Origin of the sequence: Variovorax sp. Root318D1 (genome assembly GCF_001424835.1) — a bacterium.
In the GTDB taxonomy this organism is placed as follows: domain Bacteria; phylum Pseudomonadota; class Gammaproteobacteria; order Burkholderiales; family Burkholderiaceae_C; genus Variovorax.
The window spans coordinates 394,311-411,987 of record NZ_LMCQ01000001.1 but is presented as its reverse complement, the minus strand read 5'-3'; the positions used below and the strand labels follow the sequence as shown (position 1 = coordinate 411,987).

Below are 17,677 nucleotides of genomic sequence, written 5' to 3'. Positions count from 1 at the left end.
AGGCGTCTTTCATAACAAGCAGTCACTTGACATCAACTCAACCATGGCCACTCAGTTGCTGGTTCCGCCTCACGCCTGCGATTCACATCTTCACGTCTTCGATCCTCGGTTCCGAGAAATCCTGCCTGCAGACGACATGGGCGCGATGTCGTGCACCGCGTCTGCTTATGCAAGGGTGCAACAGGCACTGAAGGTCGATCGCGCCGTAGTGGTCACGCCCAGAAATTACGACACGGACAACGCCGTCACCCTGGACGCAATCGCCCAAATCGGCGTTGACCGCGCGAGGGGTGTCGCGGTGTTGCGTCCCGATGTAGATGATTCCACGCTTGTCCGACTCAACGCGCAGGGCATTCGTGGCGTTCGTTTCACCCTCTACACGCCAGAGCACGCACCGACCTCGTTCGACATGATCGAGCCAATCGCGGCGCGGATCAAAGATCTTGGCTGGCACGTGCAGCTCCATTGGACCGCCGATCAGGTTGTTGCGCATGAGGAACTGCTTCACCGGCTCCCAGTGGACATCGTGTTTGATCATCTGGGCCGGCTGCCTGTTGCACGTGGGCTCGATCACCCTGCCGCGGCGATCATCGAAAGGTTGTTGCGCGACGGTCGCGCATGGATGAAACTTTCGGCTCCGTACTTGGATTCGCTCGTTGGCGGCGATAGGGCTTACGCGGATGTGGATCGCGTAGCCAGACATTGGATCAAGGTCGCGCCCGAGCGTGTGGTCTGGGGGAGCGACTGGCCCCATACCTCGTTGAAACAACCACCAGACACAGCTCTCTTAATGGAGAAGCTCTTTTCTTGGGTCGAGGATCAGGCTTCGCTAGACCGAATCCTTGTATCGAATCCCGCACGTCTCTATTGGGGCGCGGCTTGAAGATTTTTCGTGCACGGCCCGCACGACCACGAACTTGAACACGCGCATCCGGCAGTGGCCATGGCGACGGCCAGGGTCATGCGTACGGTGGGACAACCTCACGTTCCGACGGCATGAGCATGACGAGCAAGATCGCGGTGTGTACCGCCGTGATCGTCACCGTCGGCGCGATCTTCGCGTACATGGGCAGGGCCACGCGAGCGAACACGAGGTGTCGATTGCGCTTGCGGCCATTGCGTTGCTGACAAAAAAGAAGTGGCTTGAGCGCGCGATGTTCGGCGTTGCGGCTGCGGGGCTTGTGGTGGGCGGACTGGCCGCGCTTCACATCTAGCGAAGCTCTGCGCGCGCGGGAGTGCGTGCCCCTTGTCCGATGGCAGGAGTTTGAGTTTGTCCCCAAGAAACTGCGGTCGCAGCTAGCGCAGCGGCTCGACCAAATACGGAGCAAGTTTCTCCCAGTCGAAGTTCACGCCAATCCCCGGCTCGTCCGGTGCAACTGCACGGTGGTTTTCCACAACCAACGGGCGCATCGTGTACTCGTCGATCGGGAAACTGTGGATCTCCGGTCAGCCTGCGTTCGGTTGTGCCGCCAGCAAGCTCACATGCCGTTGAAGCTCTCGTCGGTGCCGTTCCAACGCTTGCCCGGGTCGTTGAGCACAGTGGCGATGCCGGCGTGCGCGATCCCTACAGGATGGCCTGGCTGACGAACTCGGCCCCGTTTTCCGAGCGCATGAACAGCGGCGCCCCGTGAGGCTCACCAGGCGCGACAGCACCTCGATCACCCGTTTGGGCCGGACGGCCCCGGCCACATCAATGGCAGGCACTCGCGGGTGTACGCGTCCACCACGGTCAGGCACTTGACCTGCTGGCCGCTGGCCGTGGTGACGAAGACGAACGTCGTAGGCCCAGACCATGTTGGCCCTGAACGGCGTGTGGCTGCGCGGACGCGCCGAGGCGATGCGCTTGCGCGGCCGTTTCCGGGGCACCAGCAGGCCTGCCTCTGGCCACAGGCGATGTGTGCGTGACCAACTCAGCTCGAAGCCGCTGCGACGCAGGAACACGCGAATGCGGCGATAGCCGTAGCGCGGATACTGTGCCTTCATCGCCGCTGGATGTTGTCGACGTCGACATCTTGCTGGTCAGCAATGCTGTAGTGGAGACAAATTCTTCAGCTATCTAAGAATGTGCGCTTTTTCCGAGCGTGGCACGGCTTCAGAACTCCATGTAGCGCTATCACCCCTACCGAGGGTGTAGAAGCGAACAGTCGCTGGGGGTCCTAGAGTCTCTCGTTCTCTTTGAGTACACCGGCATTGCGCAGTGCGGCGTCCAACCATTTGGCCGCTGTGTTGCCTTTCTTGATGGCCTCGATGCGCGCGGCTTCGTCGGCGACCTTCTGCACTGCGGCCTGAAGAAGCGCCTCCACTCTCTCCCGCTCGACGATCACTACGCCATCGGCATCACCAATAACGAGATCGCCGGAACGAACCGTCACACCGCCCGCCGAGACCGGATGCCCGATCCGCCCCGAGGCCAGCTTCGTCGGACCATTGGGATTGGTGCCGACCGAGAAGACGGGAAAGTCCATCTCGTCGATCTCGGCGCTGTCGCGCACCGCACCGTCGATCACCACACCGGCGATGCCGACCTGCCGACAGGCGTTCATCATGATCGTGCCCATCAGCGCGGCGCTCTGGTCCCCCTTGCCATCGATCACCAGCACGTCACCAGGCTTGGCCAGTGCGATGGCCGCGTGGATCATCAAGTTGTCGCCCGGCCGCACTTCGACCGTGAGCGCGCTGCCGGCCAGCTTCATCCGGTGGCGCAGAGCCTGGATGCGCCCGTGCAACGCACCGCGGCGGCCTGCGACGTCGGCAAGGATGGCAGGCTGGAAGGCCGAGGCCTGCCGGACCAGATCGGGAGAGACGCGCTCGAAGTCGCGAATGATGTCGGGTAGCTGGTTCATCATCTGTCTCTTTCCTATTCGGCCTTGACGTCGGCGTCTTTCACCACGCGGCCCCACTTGCGCTTGTCCTCAGCCAGGAAGGCTCGGAACTGCTCGGGGGTGCTTCCCACGGGCTCCAGGCCGTCGGCGGCGAGCCGCTTGGCGATCTCGGGCATCGCGAGCACCTTGGCAACTTCGCGCTGGACGCGCTCGACCACAGCCGGAGGCGTGTTCTTCGCCGCGCAGATGCCCGCCCAGGTCACAGGTTCGAAGTCGGGCACGCCGGCCTCCGTCACGGTCGGAATGTCGGGAAAGGCGGCCAGCCGACGCGGGCTGGCCACCGCCAGAGCACGCAGCTTGCCGGCACGTGCGTACTGCATCGAGCTCACGGGCTGGTCGAAGATCATCGAGACTTGGCCAGCAATGAGGTCGGTCATGGCCTGTCCGGTGCCCTTGTAGGCCACGTGAACGATGTCGATGCCGGCGCGGCTCTTCAGCATCTCGCCCGCAAGATGCCCACCCGTGGCCGTGCCCGATGAAGCGAAGTTGATCTCGCCCGGCTTCTGTTTGGCGTAGGCGACCAGTTCCTTGACGCTTTTCACCGGAAGGGTCGCATTGACCATCAGCATGTAGGGTGCGTAGATGACCTGCGTCACCGGCACGATGTCCTTCTCGGAATCGAACGGCATGCTCTTCAGGACGTGCGGCTGAATAGACAGGGTTCCGGTGGTGCACATCAGCAGTGTGTGCCCGTCCGCAGGCGCGCCGAGCATGGCCGACGCGGCGATGTTGCCGCCCGCACCGGGTCGGTTTTCGATCAGCACCTGCTGGCCGAGGCCTTCCGCCAGTTTCGGAGCGATCAGGCGTGCCACGACGTCGTTGGATCCACCGGGCGAGAAGCCGACCAGGATCTTCACCGGTTTCGACGGAAAAGTATCTGTACCCTGCGCCTGGGCGGCGCCGAGCCAGACGGTGCCTGCGGCAAGAGCCGGCAGGAGCTTCAGGAGTGGTCGGAGTTTCATTGCGGTTCCTGGTTGATGACTTGGCCCGAGAGTTCGTCGCGCGCGCGCGCAATGCGGCGGCAACCCTCCAGCAGTTCGTCGGTGCCGGCGGCAAACGAGAGGCGGAAATGCGTCGGCACGCCGTAAGCGCTGCCCTGTAGTGCCGCGAGGTTCTGCGCATCGAGCAGGTGCATCACCCAGTCGTCGGAGGTCTCGATCGCAACGCCTTGCTGCGTGCGAAGACCGAACAGCGCGCTGCATGAAGCGAAGACGTAGAACGCGCCATCGGGCACGGCGCAATCGATGCCCTCGATGGCATTGAGCGCCGCAACCACCGTGTCGCGCCGTTGCGCGTATTCGCGCCGGTTCGTGACAATGGAGTCTTGCGGGCCCGTGAGCGCCGCGACGGCCGCCGCCTGTGCGATCGAATTCGGCCCCGAGGTGCTCTGCGACTGGAGCTTGACCATCGCCTTGATGAGCGCCGACGGCCCCGCGCCGTAGCCGATGCGCCAACCCGTCATCGCGTAAGCCTTGGAAACGCCGTTCACCGTCAGCGTGCGGTCCTTGAGGTCGGGAGCCACCTGCGCCATGGTGGCGAACCCGGCGTCGCCATAGATAAGGTGCTCGTAGATGTCGTCGGTGAGTATCCAGACATGCGGATGGCGGCGCAGCACCTCGGCCAGCGCCTGCAACTCTGCCCGCGTGTAGGTCGCCCCGCTCGGGTTGTTCGGCGAATTCAGCATCAGCCAGCGCGTCCTGCCGGTGATGGCGCGTTCCAGGTCCTCGGGCTGGAGCTTGAAGCCCATGGCCGCCGGGCAGTCGACGCGGACCGGAACGCCGCCGGCCAGCAACGCGATGTCCGGGTAGGACACCCAGTACGGCGCCGGCACGATCACCTCGTCGCCCGCCGCGACCGTGCACATGAGCGCGTTGAAGATCACCTGCTTGGCCCCGGTGCCGACGATGATTTCGTTCGAGGCGTAGGCCAGCTGGTTCTCGCCCAGGAACTTGCCGGCGATGGCCTCCTTCAGCGCCGGCGTGCCGCCTACGTCCGTGTAGCGCGTCTGGCCGGCCGCCATGGCGCGGATGGCCGCTTCCTTGACGTGTGCGGGCGTCTCGAAGTCGGGCTCGCCGGCGGTCAGGCTGAGGATGTCCCGCCCTGTCGCGCGCAGCTCGCGCGCCCTCTGGCCCGCCATGGAACTGGGGGACGGTTTGATTCGGTTCAGGCGTGGTGCGATGTGAAGCATGCACGCAGTATCGAAGTCTGTTTGCCGCGGGACAAACGAGAAATCGGCGAGGCACGCCATTCCTTTTTTTCCTGGGCAGCCATGGATGTACATTCCGCCGGATGAACTTCACCTTCAAGCAGCTGGAGGCCTTTCTCTTCAGCGCCAGGCTCCAGAGCTTCAGCGCCGCGGCGGTGAAGCTGCACACCACGCAATCGGCGATCTCCAAGCGCCTGGCGGAACTGGAAGAGTCGCTGGGCGGCCCCCTGCTGCATCGCACCTCGCACGGCCTGGAGCTGACCCAGGTCGGCCGCGAATTGCTGCCGCTCGCGGAAGAGGCCCAGCGCCTCTGGCAGCGCATCGCGCACGACATCAGCGTCGACAAAACGCTGCGCGGCACCTTCCGCGTCGGCGTGACGGAGCTCATCGCGATGACCTGGCTCACGCGCCTGATCCAGCTGCTGCAGAAGCTGCATCCCCAGGTGACGATCGAGCCCGTGGTGGACGCGGGGCTCACGCTCTTCGAGCGCCTCGAAGCCAACAAACTCGACCTGACCGTCATGCCCGGCACCTTCTGGGGCCAGGCCTTCGAATCGATCAAGGTCGCAGAGGTCGAGCAGGTCTGGATCGCGAGCCCGCGCCTGCAGATTCCCGCCCGCGCACTGAAGCCGCACGAGTTTGCCGACTACCCCGTGATCGAGCAGCCCGTGGGCGCCTCGAAGAACAGGTTTTACGAAGCCTGGCGCGCGGAGCACGGCTTTCGCTTCGGCAAGGTCATGCTGACGAACAGCACGACCGTCCTGCGTGAACTGACCATCAGCGGCTTCGGCCTGAGCCAGCAGGCGCTCGACTATGTGCGACCAGACATCCGGAGCGGCCTGCTGCGCGTTGTGAAGAGCGATCCGATGCCGCCGCCGCTGGTGTACAGCGCGGTCTACCGGCGCGACAACGTCAGCCCCGCGCTGGCGCGCATCGTCGAGCTGGCGGTCAAGACGTGCGATTTCACCCTGCGGGCGAGCCAGCACGACGTAGCCCCGGCACGCGCCTTGCAGCGGCAGCGCGCCGCGAAAAGGGCGAAGAAACCCGCCGGGATAACCCGCGGATAACTACTGCTGGTTGTTATTCGGAGTGCCCCCCATCCACCGGGCCACTGGGTCATCAAAACTTCGTTGAAGGCCGTCCCGGCGGCAGGTATCTGCCCATTCCGCGCGGCATCGTGCCCTAATCAGCGCCCGCAAGTGAAGCGTGAAGACGTCGCGACAAGTCCCATGCGGTATCTCGCGAACACAATTTGCGAGAGCGACATCCGACGAACGGATTTGTGACAAGAAATGCGCGACGAAACTGTTCACTCGGAAATACCGGTTCGTTCTAGGTCAACGACTTAGCGCCGGGTCCTAACGAACACATTTCTGCAAATAGACGGCCGGCCCGTGACGGCTATGTGCGCCACGACGGACCAGGACACGTGATGGGCTTCGTCCCGACACGATCTGGCAAGGCCGTGGGCCTCGTGGTGCCCACGCTGCTGTCGTGGCCCGGCTCGGCCGTGGTCCACGCCGGAGCCACCCATGACCGCCTCGGTGAGCCCGAGGGATCGTCGTGGCCCTGCCCTATCTTCTCAACGACGCCGCCGCCTTTACCACAAGCGTGGCAATGCCAGTGGACGGCGGCCGCGTGGCGTGATCGCGTGATGCCTTAAATGCTTCTCTGTGTTCGCGTGAGCTGTTAGCGGGACAGCTCATCAGCGAGCGCTGTCGCCCTTTCTTTCGCGGCCCGAACAGCGCAATTTAAGGCGGAAGCTGTGCCAGACTCGTTTAGCACGGCAATCGCGGCTTCGGTTGTTCCTCTTTTTGACGTCACGTTTTGTTGAAGCGTATCAAAAGAATGTTGGCTTGAACTGGCTTGTTTCACTGCACCACCAACGACCTGTAGCACAAGCTCACGCGACGTGCTTTCATCGAAGCCGATTGCTTGCGCCGCCTTTTGAAAGGCGGACATGAAGTGGAATACGTATGCCGGACCACTGCCACTGACGGCTGTGACGGCGTCCAGCTGGTCGTCGCATTGGACCCAGAAGTAATACCCCGTCGGGGTAAGTATTGCTTCAGCAAGAGCTTTGTCTTCAGATTTCGCGTTCCGGCCAGCACACATGCCACAAACGCCTGCGCCGACCAGGACGGAGGTGTTGGGCATTACTCGAATGATCCGATCGGAACGGGCGTGTTGCGCCAGAGTGTCTGATCTGACACCTGCTGCAATGCTGATATGCAGCGGATCCGACAAGTGTGGAAGAACCTGCCGCATAGCGTCAGCCAACACCTGCGGCTTGACGGCCCATATAACTGTCGTTGCCGCTCCCAATTCCTCATGAGGTTCTGGCAGCGTGCGAACTCCAAAAGTCTCAGAAATAGTCGCACGTTGCGCAACCGAAGGATCAAGCACCACGATGCTGTCGGCAGGCCAGTCATCCTTCAGTAACGCTCCAATCAAGGCTGATGCCATTTGGCCGCCGCCAACGAAGAGGATCACTTGTTTTATAGATGTACGGTTTGCCATATAGATCAAGGTGTTATGACGCTGATGAAAATTGGCGAAGAGAGACACTGAGGCGTTTCCGAACCTTGACCCGAGTTACTCGGCCCCCGCACAAGTCGGGGCTCGCACGGGCACCGGGCGACGTCTGATCGTGCCTTTAGCTGCGTGGTCCCAGGAAAAGCCGGTATGAAGGAACGGACGTGAGCTCCTCATGCGGATAGCCAACTCTCTCTAGAACACGGTGGAAATCGTCCTCGTCCGGGCTGGGCGCCTGCAGGCCAACCAACACCCGGCCATAGTCGGCGCCTTGGTTGCGGTAGTGGAACATCGTGATGTTCCAGTTGGGCGGCAATGACGAGAGAAATTGCATCAAGGCACCCGGACGCTCCGGAAAGACGAACTGCATCACACGCTCGCCCGCAGCGAGCGGCGAGCGCCCGCCCACCATGTGCCGCATGTGCTCCTTGGCCAGTTCATCGTGCGTCAGATCTTGGGCGGAGAAGCGAGCCTGCGTCAGGACTTCCGCAACGCGTGCCGTTTCCCCTGCGGAGTGGATCGTCAGCCCGACCAGCACCGAGGCATTCTCGGCGTCGCATACACGGTACTTGAGTTCCGTGATGCTGCGGGCGGGGCCGGACAGGGCTTCGATGGTCTTGCACAGGCGCAACAGGCTTCCAGGTGATTCGGGAAGCGTGACCGCGAGCAGGCCCTCCCGCTCTTCACCGATCTCCGCCCGTTCTGCAACGAACCGGAGCCTGTCGAAGTTCATGTTGGCGCCGCTGAGAATGGCTACATACGTCTCTCCGCGCGTCTTTCGCTGTTTGACGTACTGCTTCACGGCGGCCACTGCCAGCGCCCCGGCCGGTTCCACGATGCTGCGAGTGTCGGTGAATACATCCTTGATCGCCGCACAGATGGCGTCCGTATCCACCGTGACATAGTCGTCCACAAGGCTGCTGGCGATGCGAAAGGTCTCCGCGCCCACCTGCTTCACGGCTGTTCCATCCGAGAACAAGCCCACGTCGTCCAGTGTGACGCGTTTGCGAGCTAGAGCCGATCGCGCCATGGCATCCGAGTCGATGGTCTGCACCCCGATCACTTGAACCTCCGGGCGGACCGCCTTGACGTACGCAGCGACGCCAGCGATCAACCCGCCGCCGCCGACTGGCACGAACACGGCGTGCAGCGGCGCCTGATGCTGCGTCAGGATCTCCATCCCTACCGTGCCTTGCCCGGCGATCACATCGGGGTCGTCGAACGGATGCACAAACGTCAACCCCTCTGCCTCCTGTAGTTCCAGGGCATGAGCGTACGCCTCGGCGTAGCTCTCCCCGTGCAGCACCACGGTGCCCCCCAGTCCCTTGACCGCCTCGATCTTGACTCGTGGCGCGGTAACAGGCATGACGATGACTGCAGTCGCGCCCAAGCGCCGCGCGGCAAGTGCGACACCTTGAGCATGGTTACCCGCAGAAGCACAGATCACCCCGCGACGCATCTCCTCGGGCGACAACTGTGCGATCTTGTTGTAGGCGCCTCGGAGCTTGAAGCTGAACACGGCCTGCTGGTCTTCGCGCTTCAGGAGAACCTGATTGCCGAGCCGACTCGACAACTCTCTGGCAGGCTGCAAAGGGGTTTCCACGGCCACGTCGTACACACGGGCCGTGAGTATCCTCTTCAGGTATTCGTCGAGTTCGAGCATAAGGTGACGGCGTTCTCACGGACGAAGTTGCGGCGGCGAAGCATGTCGCAAGAGGCGGGAACTCCGTCGGAGGACGCCTGCCACGGCTAGTCTGCGTAGAGGCGTCCGAGCGAGCTCTGGAACTTCTTGATGCCGGCAAGCTTCTGCATGTGCCATGCCAGCGCATGATTGCTTGAAGTCGCGGGCTTGCCCGTGAGGCGCTCGATGATCGGAATGGCACTGAAGGTCGGCAGCGTGGTGCATGAGATGAAGACACCATCGACGTCCGGCTTCACTCCACCGCCCGCATGGACGGCGGCCTCGACCACGCTGTTCGTGGAGATCACGCCCACTTTCAGGTCGTCGGGCTCCTCGAACGAAACCACGGACTCTACGTCCAGCCCGCGGGCACGAAGTCCGTCCACGATTTTCCGGTTCACCGCGTTCTCGTAGGGAGTGACCAGCCTGATTTTCTTCATCCCCAGCGACTTGCATGCCGCAACGCAGGCAGTGACCGGTTCGGTCACTTGCACGTCGGGATGTGCCTGGCGGATGATGCTTGCGATCCGCTCCTCGCCGAGGAGCATCGTGGCAGACGTGCAGCCGTATCCCACCACATGCGGCTTGAACTCGGCAGGGATCAAGGCCGCCGTCGGCTGCAGCAGGTCCGACATGGCTTCCAAGGTCGCGGCGGAGATCTCGAAGTCGTTGAAGATGCGACTGTGGTACAGGGAGACCGGCTGCGAGGTTGGAAGGCTCGATCGCACCTCGCCCTCGATGGTGCGGTCCGTGCGTAGCACGATCAGCGCTAGGCGGCGTGCCTCTGTGTCATCTTGAGCAAGTTCGTAGCCAATTCGAGTCTGAAGCATAAGCTGTTCCCTTCGTGATGCGACAAGCGTAAGCATCGAAGGTCTCCTGCTGCATGCCACTTCGCGCCAGTTCCTCAGACCAGTTAAGTAGCAGTCGACGCGCCTTGGCCCCAGACCACTTCGAGTCGATCGATGGCCGCCTTCATCTGAGCCTCGTTGCTCGAAGCGAAGCCAAACTGGAACCCACATTGCGGTTCCACATGGACGAAGTACTGAGACAGGGGCGGACAGACGATATTCGCATTGCGAGCACGGCGTGAGAGGGCCACGTCGTCCATCGGGCGCTTCGCGACCGCCGCGAGGTTCAGTCCAGCCGGATCCGAGATGACCGACAGCATCAGGCCCATCCTCTGGGAGATCAGCTCGCACAGCAGCGAGTGGCGTGCTGCGTAGATCTCTCGCAACCGGCGGATGTGCGAGTAAAAAGCTCCCCGTTCGATGAACTGGAGCATGGCTGCCTGGATCACGCCCGGAGGACAGCCGTCCGACCAGGTTCGGATACTCAGGAAAACATCAACGAGTTCTTCCGGGACGACGAGGTAACCCAGCCTCAAGGACGGGAACATGATCTTGTTGAACGTTCCCGCGTAGATCACCCGGCTGTACTCGTCAGACCCCTGCAGGGAGGGCAAAGGCTTGCCGTCATACCGAAATTCGCTGCTGTAGTCGTCTTCGAAGATGAAGCAGGATGTCCGGTGCGCCCACTCCAGGAGTGCCCGGCGGCGCGCCAGGCTCATGGTTCTACCCATCGGATACTGGTGCGACGGGGTGGTGTAGAGCAGCTTGGCGCCGCCGTTGTCGTCCGGCACCACGACACCTTCTTCATCTAACGGGACCCCCCTCAGATTCAATCCCGCCGACAGCATGGCATTCCTGGCGCCAAGGAAGCCCGGATCCTCAATTAACACCTGGTCACCCGGCTGCGTCAGCACGCGCAAGGTGAGATCGAACGCGTGCTGAGCGCCAGAGACAATGATGATCTGGTCCGCCGTGCAACGTACCCCACGTGCACTCGCCAGGTAGCCAGCAAGTGCCTCCCGAAGCGGCCTGTAGCCGGCCGGGTCGCGAGTTTCCAGCATGGCGGCCGTCGCGTGCTTCCAGGACTTTGCACAGAAGTCGCTCCAGGAGTGATAGGGGAACTGATCGATTGCCGGCATCCCTGGTGCGAAAGGCGTAGCCACCGACAGGCTCTGCAAATCCATCAAACTGGTACTGCGCGAGACATGCTTTGGCAAGTTGTCCAGCAAGGCAACCTGCTGCTGAATGGCCACAGCGCCCGGCACCTGGCTGCGTTTGAGCGAGCTTGGCGCGGGCGCGGCACTCCCGGTCAACAAGTCGGCTGATCGCTCGCGCACTCTCGAGCCAGAGCCGACGCGGGTCTCGACGAATCCTTCCGCGCTGAGCCTAGCGATGACACTGAGCGCAGTGGCCCTGCCGATGTCGAGCGTTCGGGCGAGCTCGCGCGTGGACGGCAGGAGGTCGCCTGATTTCAGGCCGCCGGTGACGATCAGATGTTCAATCCCGGTGGCAACCTGGTCCACCACGGTCACCGGGCTTTGCCGGTTGATCACCAGGAACTCAAGCAGGCGTGCCCTGGACACCCGCGCTCGCCGTCGCCGGGGCTTGGGCTGTGCACCGAAGTGGTTCGATTCATCCATTGGAAGTGGCCCGTCCATCGCGCTGTTCACCGTCAAGAATGCGCCAAGAAGCCTCGGCATGGAGCCGAGTATGGCCCGCTGAAGATGCATTCGGGCGGGCCACTTATATGACAGACGGCGCTAAGTGGCTCGATGCGGGCGGATTCCGCTACGAGCCCTGCCGCAGCCCAAGGAGAAATGATGAGTGAAACCGCCTCCGTGAGGCCTGCCTTGACCGACCTGACGGCTTCCGAACTCGCCGATGGCCTGCGGCGCCGGTCGTTCTCTTGCCGCGAGCTGATGCAGGCCACGGTCGATCGCATTCATGCGCTCAACCCCATCTTCAACACTATCGTCAACATGGCTCCGGTCGAGAAGCTATTGGCTGAAGCCGATGCTGCTGACGCCGACCTGGCCAGCGGCAAGGTGCGGGGCTGGCTGCATGGCATCCCCATGGCCGTTAAGGATTTCGCAGACGTCGTTGGCTTCCCCACCACCAAAGGTTGCGAGCTACTGGCCAGCAATATGCCGACGAGCGACTCCATCCTGACCGCACGCATGAAGGCCGCAGGCTGCATCGTGATTGGCAAGACGACGACGCCTGAGTTCGGGCTGGGCTCGCATACGTTCAGCACTCTGTGGGGTGTGACCCGCAATGCATGGGATCCGGCAGTGAGCGCCGGCGGCAGCAGCGGAGGGGCGGCCGTTTCCCTGGCGCAGCGCATGCTCCCGGTCGCGGACGGCTCAGATGGAATGGGTTCACTGCGGAACCCGGCAGGCTGGAACCACGTCTTCGGTATGCGCCCGTCACAAGGAAGAGTACCCCAGGCTGGAATGTCGGACGTGTGGATCGACCTGCTCTCGAACGAGGGTCCCATGGGCCGTAGCATCCGCGATGTCGGGCGGCTTTTGACCACACAAAGCGGTTTCGATCCACGCTCGCCGCTCTCCATGCAGATGCCTTTGGGCTGGAAGGAAAACGAGGCCGTCGATCCGGGGATTCTCCGCGGCATGCGCATAGGCTGGCTGGGCGACCTGGGCGGCCACCTCGCTATGGAAACCGGTGTGCTGGACGCCTGTCGCGAAGCGCTGCGTCACCTCGAAGCGGCGGGCGCCGTGGTCGAGGAGGTGCCATTGGGGTTCGATCCCAAGCAGCTGTGGGAATGCTGGCTGACTTGGCGCCGCGCAGGCACGGGGCCACGTGTCGGGGCGCTCATGCAACTGCCAGGTGCCAAGGAGAAGATCAAGCCGGAGGCTCAGTGGGAGTACGAGTGCTCGCGCGGCATGAGCTTCACCGATTTCCGTCAGGCAAGCCAGGTTCGCACGAATTACTACCAGCACATGCGCACCATGCTGGATCAGTGGGACCTGCTCGTGCTGCCCTCCGCGCAGTGTTGGCCGTTTAACGCGAAGGAGCGCTGGCCCAAACAGATCGCGGGACGCGAGATGGACACCTACCACCGCTGGATGGAGTCCGCAATCTATGCCACTCTGGGCGGCTTGCCTGCCTTGGTGGTGCCCGCGGGCTTCCATCCGAACGGCCGTTGGCCGATGGGTATCCAGCTGATCGGCCCGTACGGCGGCGACGCCAAGGTACTGCGTGCAGGAGCGGCATACGAGCAGATCCGCGCTGACTTCATTGCGCAGCGACCTACCGACAGGACGCCCCCGAATGAAGCTTGAGCGCGACCCTTGCTGGCGCTGTACGAAGTGGCCTGCACCGAAGCGGTGAAGTGGCCTGATGCTGCAATTCAGGTCCGTCAAAAATGGCGTGGTACGGGAGCATCTTTCGCACCGTTCAGGGCAACAAAGGCCCGCAATCCGAAGGAAAACAGATGAGTGACAAGTACGAAGCGACTGACCGGACCACGCTGACCCGGCGCCCTCACCGTGGGATCTACGACAAGGATGCTATTCGGGCCATTCTTGACGAGGGTTTCATGTGCAATGTGGCCTATGTCCATGAAGGAGCACCGCGCGTGCTGCCGACCGGCTATGGCCGGATGGGTGACTACATCTACATTCACGGCTCCAACCAGAGCACCATGCTCAGCGCGGCGCTGAGCGGGGAGGTGTGCGTCCTCGTCACTCATGTGGATGGACTGGTTCTGGCACGTGCGCTCTACAACCACTCCGTCAACTACCGTTCGGTCGTGGTGTTGGGGCGGCCAGAAGAAGTGACGGATACACAGGAGAAAATCGCCTCTTTCGAGGCCTACGCGCGCCACGTCCTCAAAGGCCGTTTCGCCGATGTGAGGCCTCCGAACTCCAAGGAGTTGAACAGCACGACGGTGATGCGCATTCCCATCGTCGAGGCAGTTGCAAAGATGCGGTCGGGGCCGCCAACGGATTTTGAGTTCGATCTGGACCGCGATTGCTGGGCCGGCGAACTGCTGATCAAGCAGGTCTTCGCGGGTGCCATCCGCGATCCGCACGGTCGGCAGGACGTCCCCGTGCCGCGGTATATCGAGGAGTACGAGAAGCTGCCCAGTGTGGAACGGCAAGAGGTCAACAACACTCCGGACGCATGACGTTCCCATAGCTTACGTCGCCCGGCTTAGCGGCAGCGTGCCAGTGGTGCCGTGGGCTTAACTTGCTACAGGAGTCGACATGAGCAGCAAAGGAATGGTGAGCTGTCCGCAGCCTGAAGCGGCCGAGTCCGGCGTTGAGATTCTGCGCGCAGGCGGAAGCGCGGTCGACGCGGCAGTCGCCTGCGCCCTTGTGCAGACCGTGGTGGATCCGCTGATGTGCAGCATTGGCGGCTTCGGCACGGCCGCCGTATACCGCCCAAAAGCCGGCATCCATGAGTATGTGGACTTCCACGCTCCCGCGCCGCTTAGCGCTCGATCAGACATGTGGGAGCACTTGCTGGAGGGCGAGACGCGCGACGGCTTTGGGTTCAGGATCAAGGGCCGCTTGAACGACATCGGCTACCAAGCCATCGCCGTTCCAGGAACGCTCAGCGGGCTAGCGCGCCTGCACGCGCGGCATGGCCGCCTCCCATGGAAAGAAGTGGTCGCACCTGCCATTGCATGGGCCCGGAACGGATTCATGGTACGGCCGGCGATGTATGCGTTCTGGATCGACGAGCCGCTCGCCGGTCGAGCAAGCAACATTGAGCGGCTCCTGTACTCGGCCGCTGGTCGCGAACTTTTCTGCCGGCCGGACGGCACGCCCAAGACCATCGGCACACCGCTGCGAAATCCGGACTATGCGAACACGCTGGAAACGATCTCGCGTGATGGCGCAGTGTCCTTCTACCGAGGTGAACTCGCCCATCGCATGGTGGAGGACCTGGCCGCCCACGGCGGCCTGCTGTCCTTGCAAGATCTCGCGACCTACGCACCACGCGAGAACGCTCCGCTGGTAGGAAGCTACAGGGACCGACGCATCACCACCAACCAGCCTCCCGGCGGTGGCGCGATGCTGCTCCAGATGCTCAACATCCTGGAGCAGTTCGACCTGACGGCGCTCGGGCACAACACGCCGGAATACATCCGCATCGTGTGTGAGGCCATGAAGCGCGCCACCATCGACAAAGACCGGCATCTCGGTGACCCGGCTTTTCTAGAGATGCCGCTGGATCGCCTGCTCTCCAAGGCTTACGCGGCGCAGGCTGCTGCCGCGATCAATGCCGGCGAGAAGGCCGACGTGCCCCGTCTCAAATTGGGGGCCCCTGTTCCAAAGGACACGACGCACCTGTCCGTGGTGGATGGTGAACGCAACTGTGTTGCCATCACGCATTCGCTCGCGATGCCGTCCGGTGTGATGACGCCCGGCCTCGGCTTCATGTACAACGGTTGCATGGGCGTGTTCGACCCGCGACCAGGCAGAACGGGCAGCATCGCCCCCGGAAAGGCAAGGTTCACTTCGGCCTGTCCCACCATCGTATTCCGCGGAGACGAGCCCGAAATTGTGCTTGGTGCGCCGGGCGGAACGCAAATCGCGATGGGCGTGCTGCAAGCGATCCTGAACGTCGCGGATTATGAGATGAGCATGCAAGAGGCCGTGTCTGCGCCGCGCTTCTCGTCCACGAGCAACATCATCGATATTTCGAATCGGATTCCACGCTCCGTGTCCCGGCCGCTTGAGAGTCTGGGCTACGAAGTGGTTCGCAATCCGTTCGGGTACACGATTGCTTCTGTGCACGGGATCCGCATCAACGGCGAACGCATCGAGGGTGGCGCCGACCCTGGCCGCGACGGTGTGGCTTACGAGGCTTGATCGCCACGGCATCCCCATTCCACCTTTGTTTACTGGAGATACACCCCATGACCGATTGGAAGAGCTATCAAAAAGGCAGTGCAGCCCTCGATGCGGAGACCGCACAGATTTGGCTGGATCAAGTGGTGGCGGCCGTCAGCAGCTTGGATACTGATCGCATTCTGGATATCTTCACGGACGACGTGATCGCCGACCTCGGTGCCGTCGTCCTGACCGGGAAAGAGCAACTGCGCCCCTTCGTCCGTGAGCGGTACTCAAGATACACCCACTACGACCTTCGCAAGACTGTTCGCGCAGTCGCCGGCGATCTCGTTATCTCCGACGCACGATTGAGCTGGAAGTCGACTGAACACTCGACGCTGCAGCACACTCGAGCCATCGAGATTCTTCAAGTCCGTGATGGCCGAATTGCACGCTGGGACAATGCGAGTTCGTCGTGGTCTGCCACTGAGGGTTGAGCGTCTTCGCCTGGCACCTGACGACGCAGCCGCGTGACCTTGCGCACGCCTGCCCTCCCCTGACCTTGCGGTTTGAGAAAACCCGGACCTGCGTGTCCTGCCTGGCGCATCGGCGCGTCACCTTTTGCCCCGCGATGAGTAGTTCATCCGAAAACCCGCAACCGGTCTTTCCCTTTCCGACAAAGTGGCACGTGAGACAGAAATCGTTCTAACTAGATTAAGGTTTTCACCATCTAGGAACGCTACCATGTCTTTCCGCAATCTCGCATTTGGTGCCCTGCTGGCGGCCATCCTTCTGCCGGCTTCAGCACAGCCTGACAAGTTCCCATCCCGACCGATCAGGCTGGTCGTGCCTTGGAGCGCAGGGGGCAACACGGACGGTATTGCGCGGCTGATGGCCTTGAAGCTTTCGGAGCGAATAAACCAACAGGTGGTGGTGGACAACAAGCCCGGCGCGAACGGAATCGTCGGCACGACGGCCGTCGCTCGTGCGCAGCCTGACGGCTATACCCTCATGTTGGCACTGCCGGAGACAAACGTGCTGAACCCGATGGTGTACAAGAACATCAGCTATACCTCGAAGGATCTGGACCCGGTGGCATTCATGGGCATCATGCCTTTTGCGCTTGTTGCCAACCCGAGCTCGAAGGCTGCCAGTGTTCCGGATCTCGTTCGCGTGGCAAAGCAACAGCCCGGCTCGGTCTCCGCAGCAAGCTGGGGGGTTGGAAGCACCGCGCACGCCGCTATCGCATTGATGGAGCAGGCCGCACACGTGGAACTCTTGCACGTTCCCTTTCCGGGTACCGCTCCTGCGCTGACCCAAGTGTTCAGCGGACAGATCGATCTCATGTTCCTGTCGGCGCTGAGTGCCACTGAGCTCGCAAAATCGGGCAAGGTGAAGATACTCGGAGTCACCGTGGACAAGCGGATGGACTCTTTCCCTGACGTCCCAACCCTTGCAGAACAGGGCCTCCCTGGAATCGACGTTTCACTCTGGTACGGCATCGCGGCGCCCGCCAAGACGCCCTCTGCCATCAAGGATTACCTTTCGAAGGAAATCCTAGAAGTCCTCAAGGACCCCGCGGTGCTGCAAGACCTGCGAGGCCGGGGCATGGTGGTCCAACCCCGGAATGCCGGCGAGTTCTCTCGCTTCATTGCGGCCGAAGAAGGACGTTGGTCCGGCCTGATCAAGGCGAAGAACATTCGCATCGACAACTGAGCCAA

General features: G+C 62.4%; 14 protein-coding genes and 4 pseudogenes. 9 read left to right on the top strand and 9 right to left on the bottom strand.

The window, feature by feature from the left end:
• Nucleotides 1-43: 43 nt before the first annotated feature.
• Both ASC78_RS01880 and ASC78_RS26770 read left to right on the top strand, forming a co-directional pair.
• Complete coding sequence (locus ASC78_RS01880; RefSeq protein ID WP_055795578.1) at nucleotides 44-883, top strand: amidohydrolase family protein; 840 nt, start codon at nucleotides 44-46, stop codon at nucleotides 881-883.
• A 9-nt stretch (nucleotides 884-892) separates the two neighbouring features.
• Nucleotides 893-1,214 (top strand): annotated as a pseudogene (locus tag ASC78_RS26770) (DUF4337 family protein).
• An 82-nt stretch (nucleotides 1,215-1,296) separates the two neighbouring features.
• Here ASC78_RS26770 and ASC78_RS28310 read toward each other — a convergent pair.
• The 5 genes and pseudogenes from ASC78_RS28310 to ASC78_RS01865 form a co-directional block, all read right to left on the bottom strand.
• Nucleotides 1,297-1,443: pseudogene (locus tag ASC78_RS28310) on the bottom strand (uroporphyrinogen decarboxylase); the annotation flags it as partial.
• 41 nt (nucleotides 1,444-1,484) lie between these two features.
• Nucleotides 1,485-1,983 (bottom strand): annotated as a pseudogene (locus ASC78_RS27315) (DDE-type integrase/transposase/recombinase); the annotation flags it as partial.
• Between the two features lie 173 nt (nucleotides 1,984-2,156).
• Nucleotides 2,157-2,846 (bottom strand): RraA family protein, encoded by a 690-nt coding sequence (locus ASC78_RS01875; protein ID WP_055795576.1) that lies wholly within the window; start codon nucleotides 2,844-2,846, stop codon nucleotides 2,157-2,159.
• Nucleotides 2,847-2,857: 11 nt separating this feature from the next.
• Complete coding sequence (locus ASC78_RS01870; protein ID WP_055795574.1) at nucleotides 2,858-3,844, bottom strand: Bug family tripartite tricarboxylate transporter substrate binding protein; 987 nt, start codon at nucleotides 3,842-3,844, stop codon at nucleotides 2,858-2,860.
• Nucleotides 3,841-5,070: a pyridoxal phosphate-dependent aminotransferase gene (locus ASC78_RS01865; protein WP_055795572.1), complete on the bottom strand. Its 1,230-nt coding sequence runs from the start codon at nucleotides 5,068-5,070 to the stop codon at nucleotides 3,841-3,843. Before ASC78_RS01865 ends, ASC78_RS01870 begins: the two co-directional genes overlap by 4 nt.
• Nucleotides 5,071-5,171: 101 nt before the next feature.
• Here ASC78_RS01865 and ASC78_RS01860 point away from each other — a divergent pair, with 101 nt between their 5' ends.
• Together ASC78_RS01860 and ASC78_RS28215 are read left to right on the top strand one after the other, a co-directional pair.
• Nucleotides 5,172-6,155 carry a LysR family transcriptional regulator gene (locus ASC78_RS01860; RefSeq protein ID WP_055795570.1) on the top strand — a complete coding sequence of 328 codons (984 nt, stop codon included), beginning with the start codon at nucleotides 5,172-5,174 and terminating at the stop codon, nucleotides 6,153-6,155.
• A gap of 302 nt (nucleotides 6,156-6,457) precedes the next feature.
• Nucleotides 6,458-6,607: pseudogene (locus tag ASC78_RS28215) on the top strand (type IV secretory system conjugative DNA transfer family protein); the annotation flags it as partial.
• A gap of 170 nt (nucleotides 6,608-6,777) precedes the next feature.
• On the opposite strand, the gene proC reads toward ASC78_RS28215, so the two are convergent.
• From proC to pdxR, 4 genes are all read right to left on the bottom strand, one after another.
• On the bottom strand, nucleotides 6,778-7,656 hold the full coding sequence (gene proC / locus ASC78_RS26755) for a pyrroline-5-carboxylate reductase (RefSeq protein WP_157634348.1): 879 nt from the start codon (nucleotides 7,654-7,656) through the stop codon (nucleotides 6,778-6,780).
• An 88-nt stretch (nucleotides 7,657-7,744) separates the two neighbouring features.
• The gene (ilvA, locus tag ASC78_RS01855; RefSeq protein WP_055795568.1) at nucleotides 7,745-9,286 is read right to left on the bottom strand and encodes a threonine ammonia-lyase, biosynthetic; all 1,542 of its coding nucleotides are present in this window, start codon (nucleotides 9,284-9,286) and stop codon (nucleotides 7,745-7,747) included.
• 86 nt (nucleotides 9,287-9,372) lie between these two features.
• Entirely contained in the window at nucleotides 9,373-10,134 is a 762-nt protein-coding gene (locus ASC78_RS01850) for a maleate cis-trans isomerase family protein (RefSeq protein ID WP_055795566.1), read from the bottom strand.
• An 83-nt stretch (nucleotides 10,135-10,217) separates the two neighbouring features.
• Nucleotides 10,218-11,792 carry a MocR-like pyridoxine biosynthesis transcription factor PdxR gene (pdxR, locus tag ASC78_RS01845; RefSeq protein WP_162246074.1) on the bottom strand — a complete coding sequence of 525 codons (1,575 nt, stop codon included), beginning with the start codon at nucleotides 11,790-11,792 and terminating at the stop codon, nucleotides 10,218-10,220.
• A 210-nt stretch (nucleotides 11,793-12,002) separates the two neighbouring features.
• Between pdxR and ASC78_RS01840 the strand changes: the two genes are divergently transcribed.
• From ASC78_RS01840 to ASC78_RS01820, 5 genes are all read left to right on the top strand, one after another.
• Nucleotides 12,003-13,454 carry an amidase gene (locus tag ASC78_RS01840; protein WP_235504952.1) on the top strand — a complete coding sequence of 484 codons (1,452 nt, stop codon included), beginning with the start codon at nucleotides 12,003-12,005 and terminating at the stop codon, nucleotides 13,452-13,454.
• Between the two features lie 152 nt (nucleotides 13,455-13,606).
• The gene (locus ASC78_RS01835; RefSeq protein ID WP_082517403.1) at nucleotides 13,607-14,302 is read left to right on the top strand and encodes a pyridoxamine 5'-phosphate oxidase family protein; all 696 of its coding nucleotides are present in this window, start codon (nucleotides 13,607-13,609) and stop codon (nucleotides 14,300-14,302) included.
• 79 nt (nucleotides 14,303-14,381) lie between these two features.
• Nucleotides 14,382-15,995, top strand: a complete 1,614-nt coding sequence (gene ggt / locus ASC78_RS01830) for a gamma-glutamyltransferase (protein WP_055795562.1) — start codon at nucleotides 14,382-14,384, stop codon at nucleotides 15,993-15,995.
• A 47-nt stretch (nucleotides 15,996-16,042) separates the two neighbouring features.
• Nucleotides 16,043-16,453, top strand: a complete 411-nt coding sequence (locus ASC78_RS01825; protein WP_055795560.1) for a nuclear transport factor 2 family protein — start codon at nucleotides 16,043-16,045, stop codon at nucleotides 16,451-16,453.
• A gap of 247 nt (nucleotides 16,454-16,700) precedes the next feature.
• Nucleotides 16,701-17,672, top strand: coding sequence for a tripartite tricarboxylate transporter substrate binding protein (locus tag ASC78_RS01820; protein WP_055795559.1), 972 nt, complete (start codon nucleotides 16,701-16,703; stop codon nucleotides 17,670-17,672).
• Nucleotides 17,673-17,677: the final 5 nt, after the last annotated feature.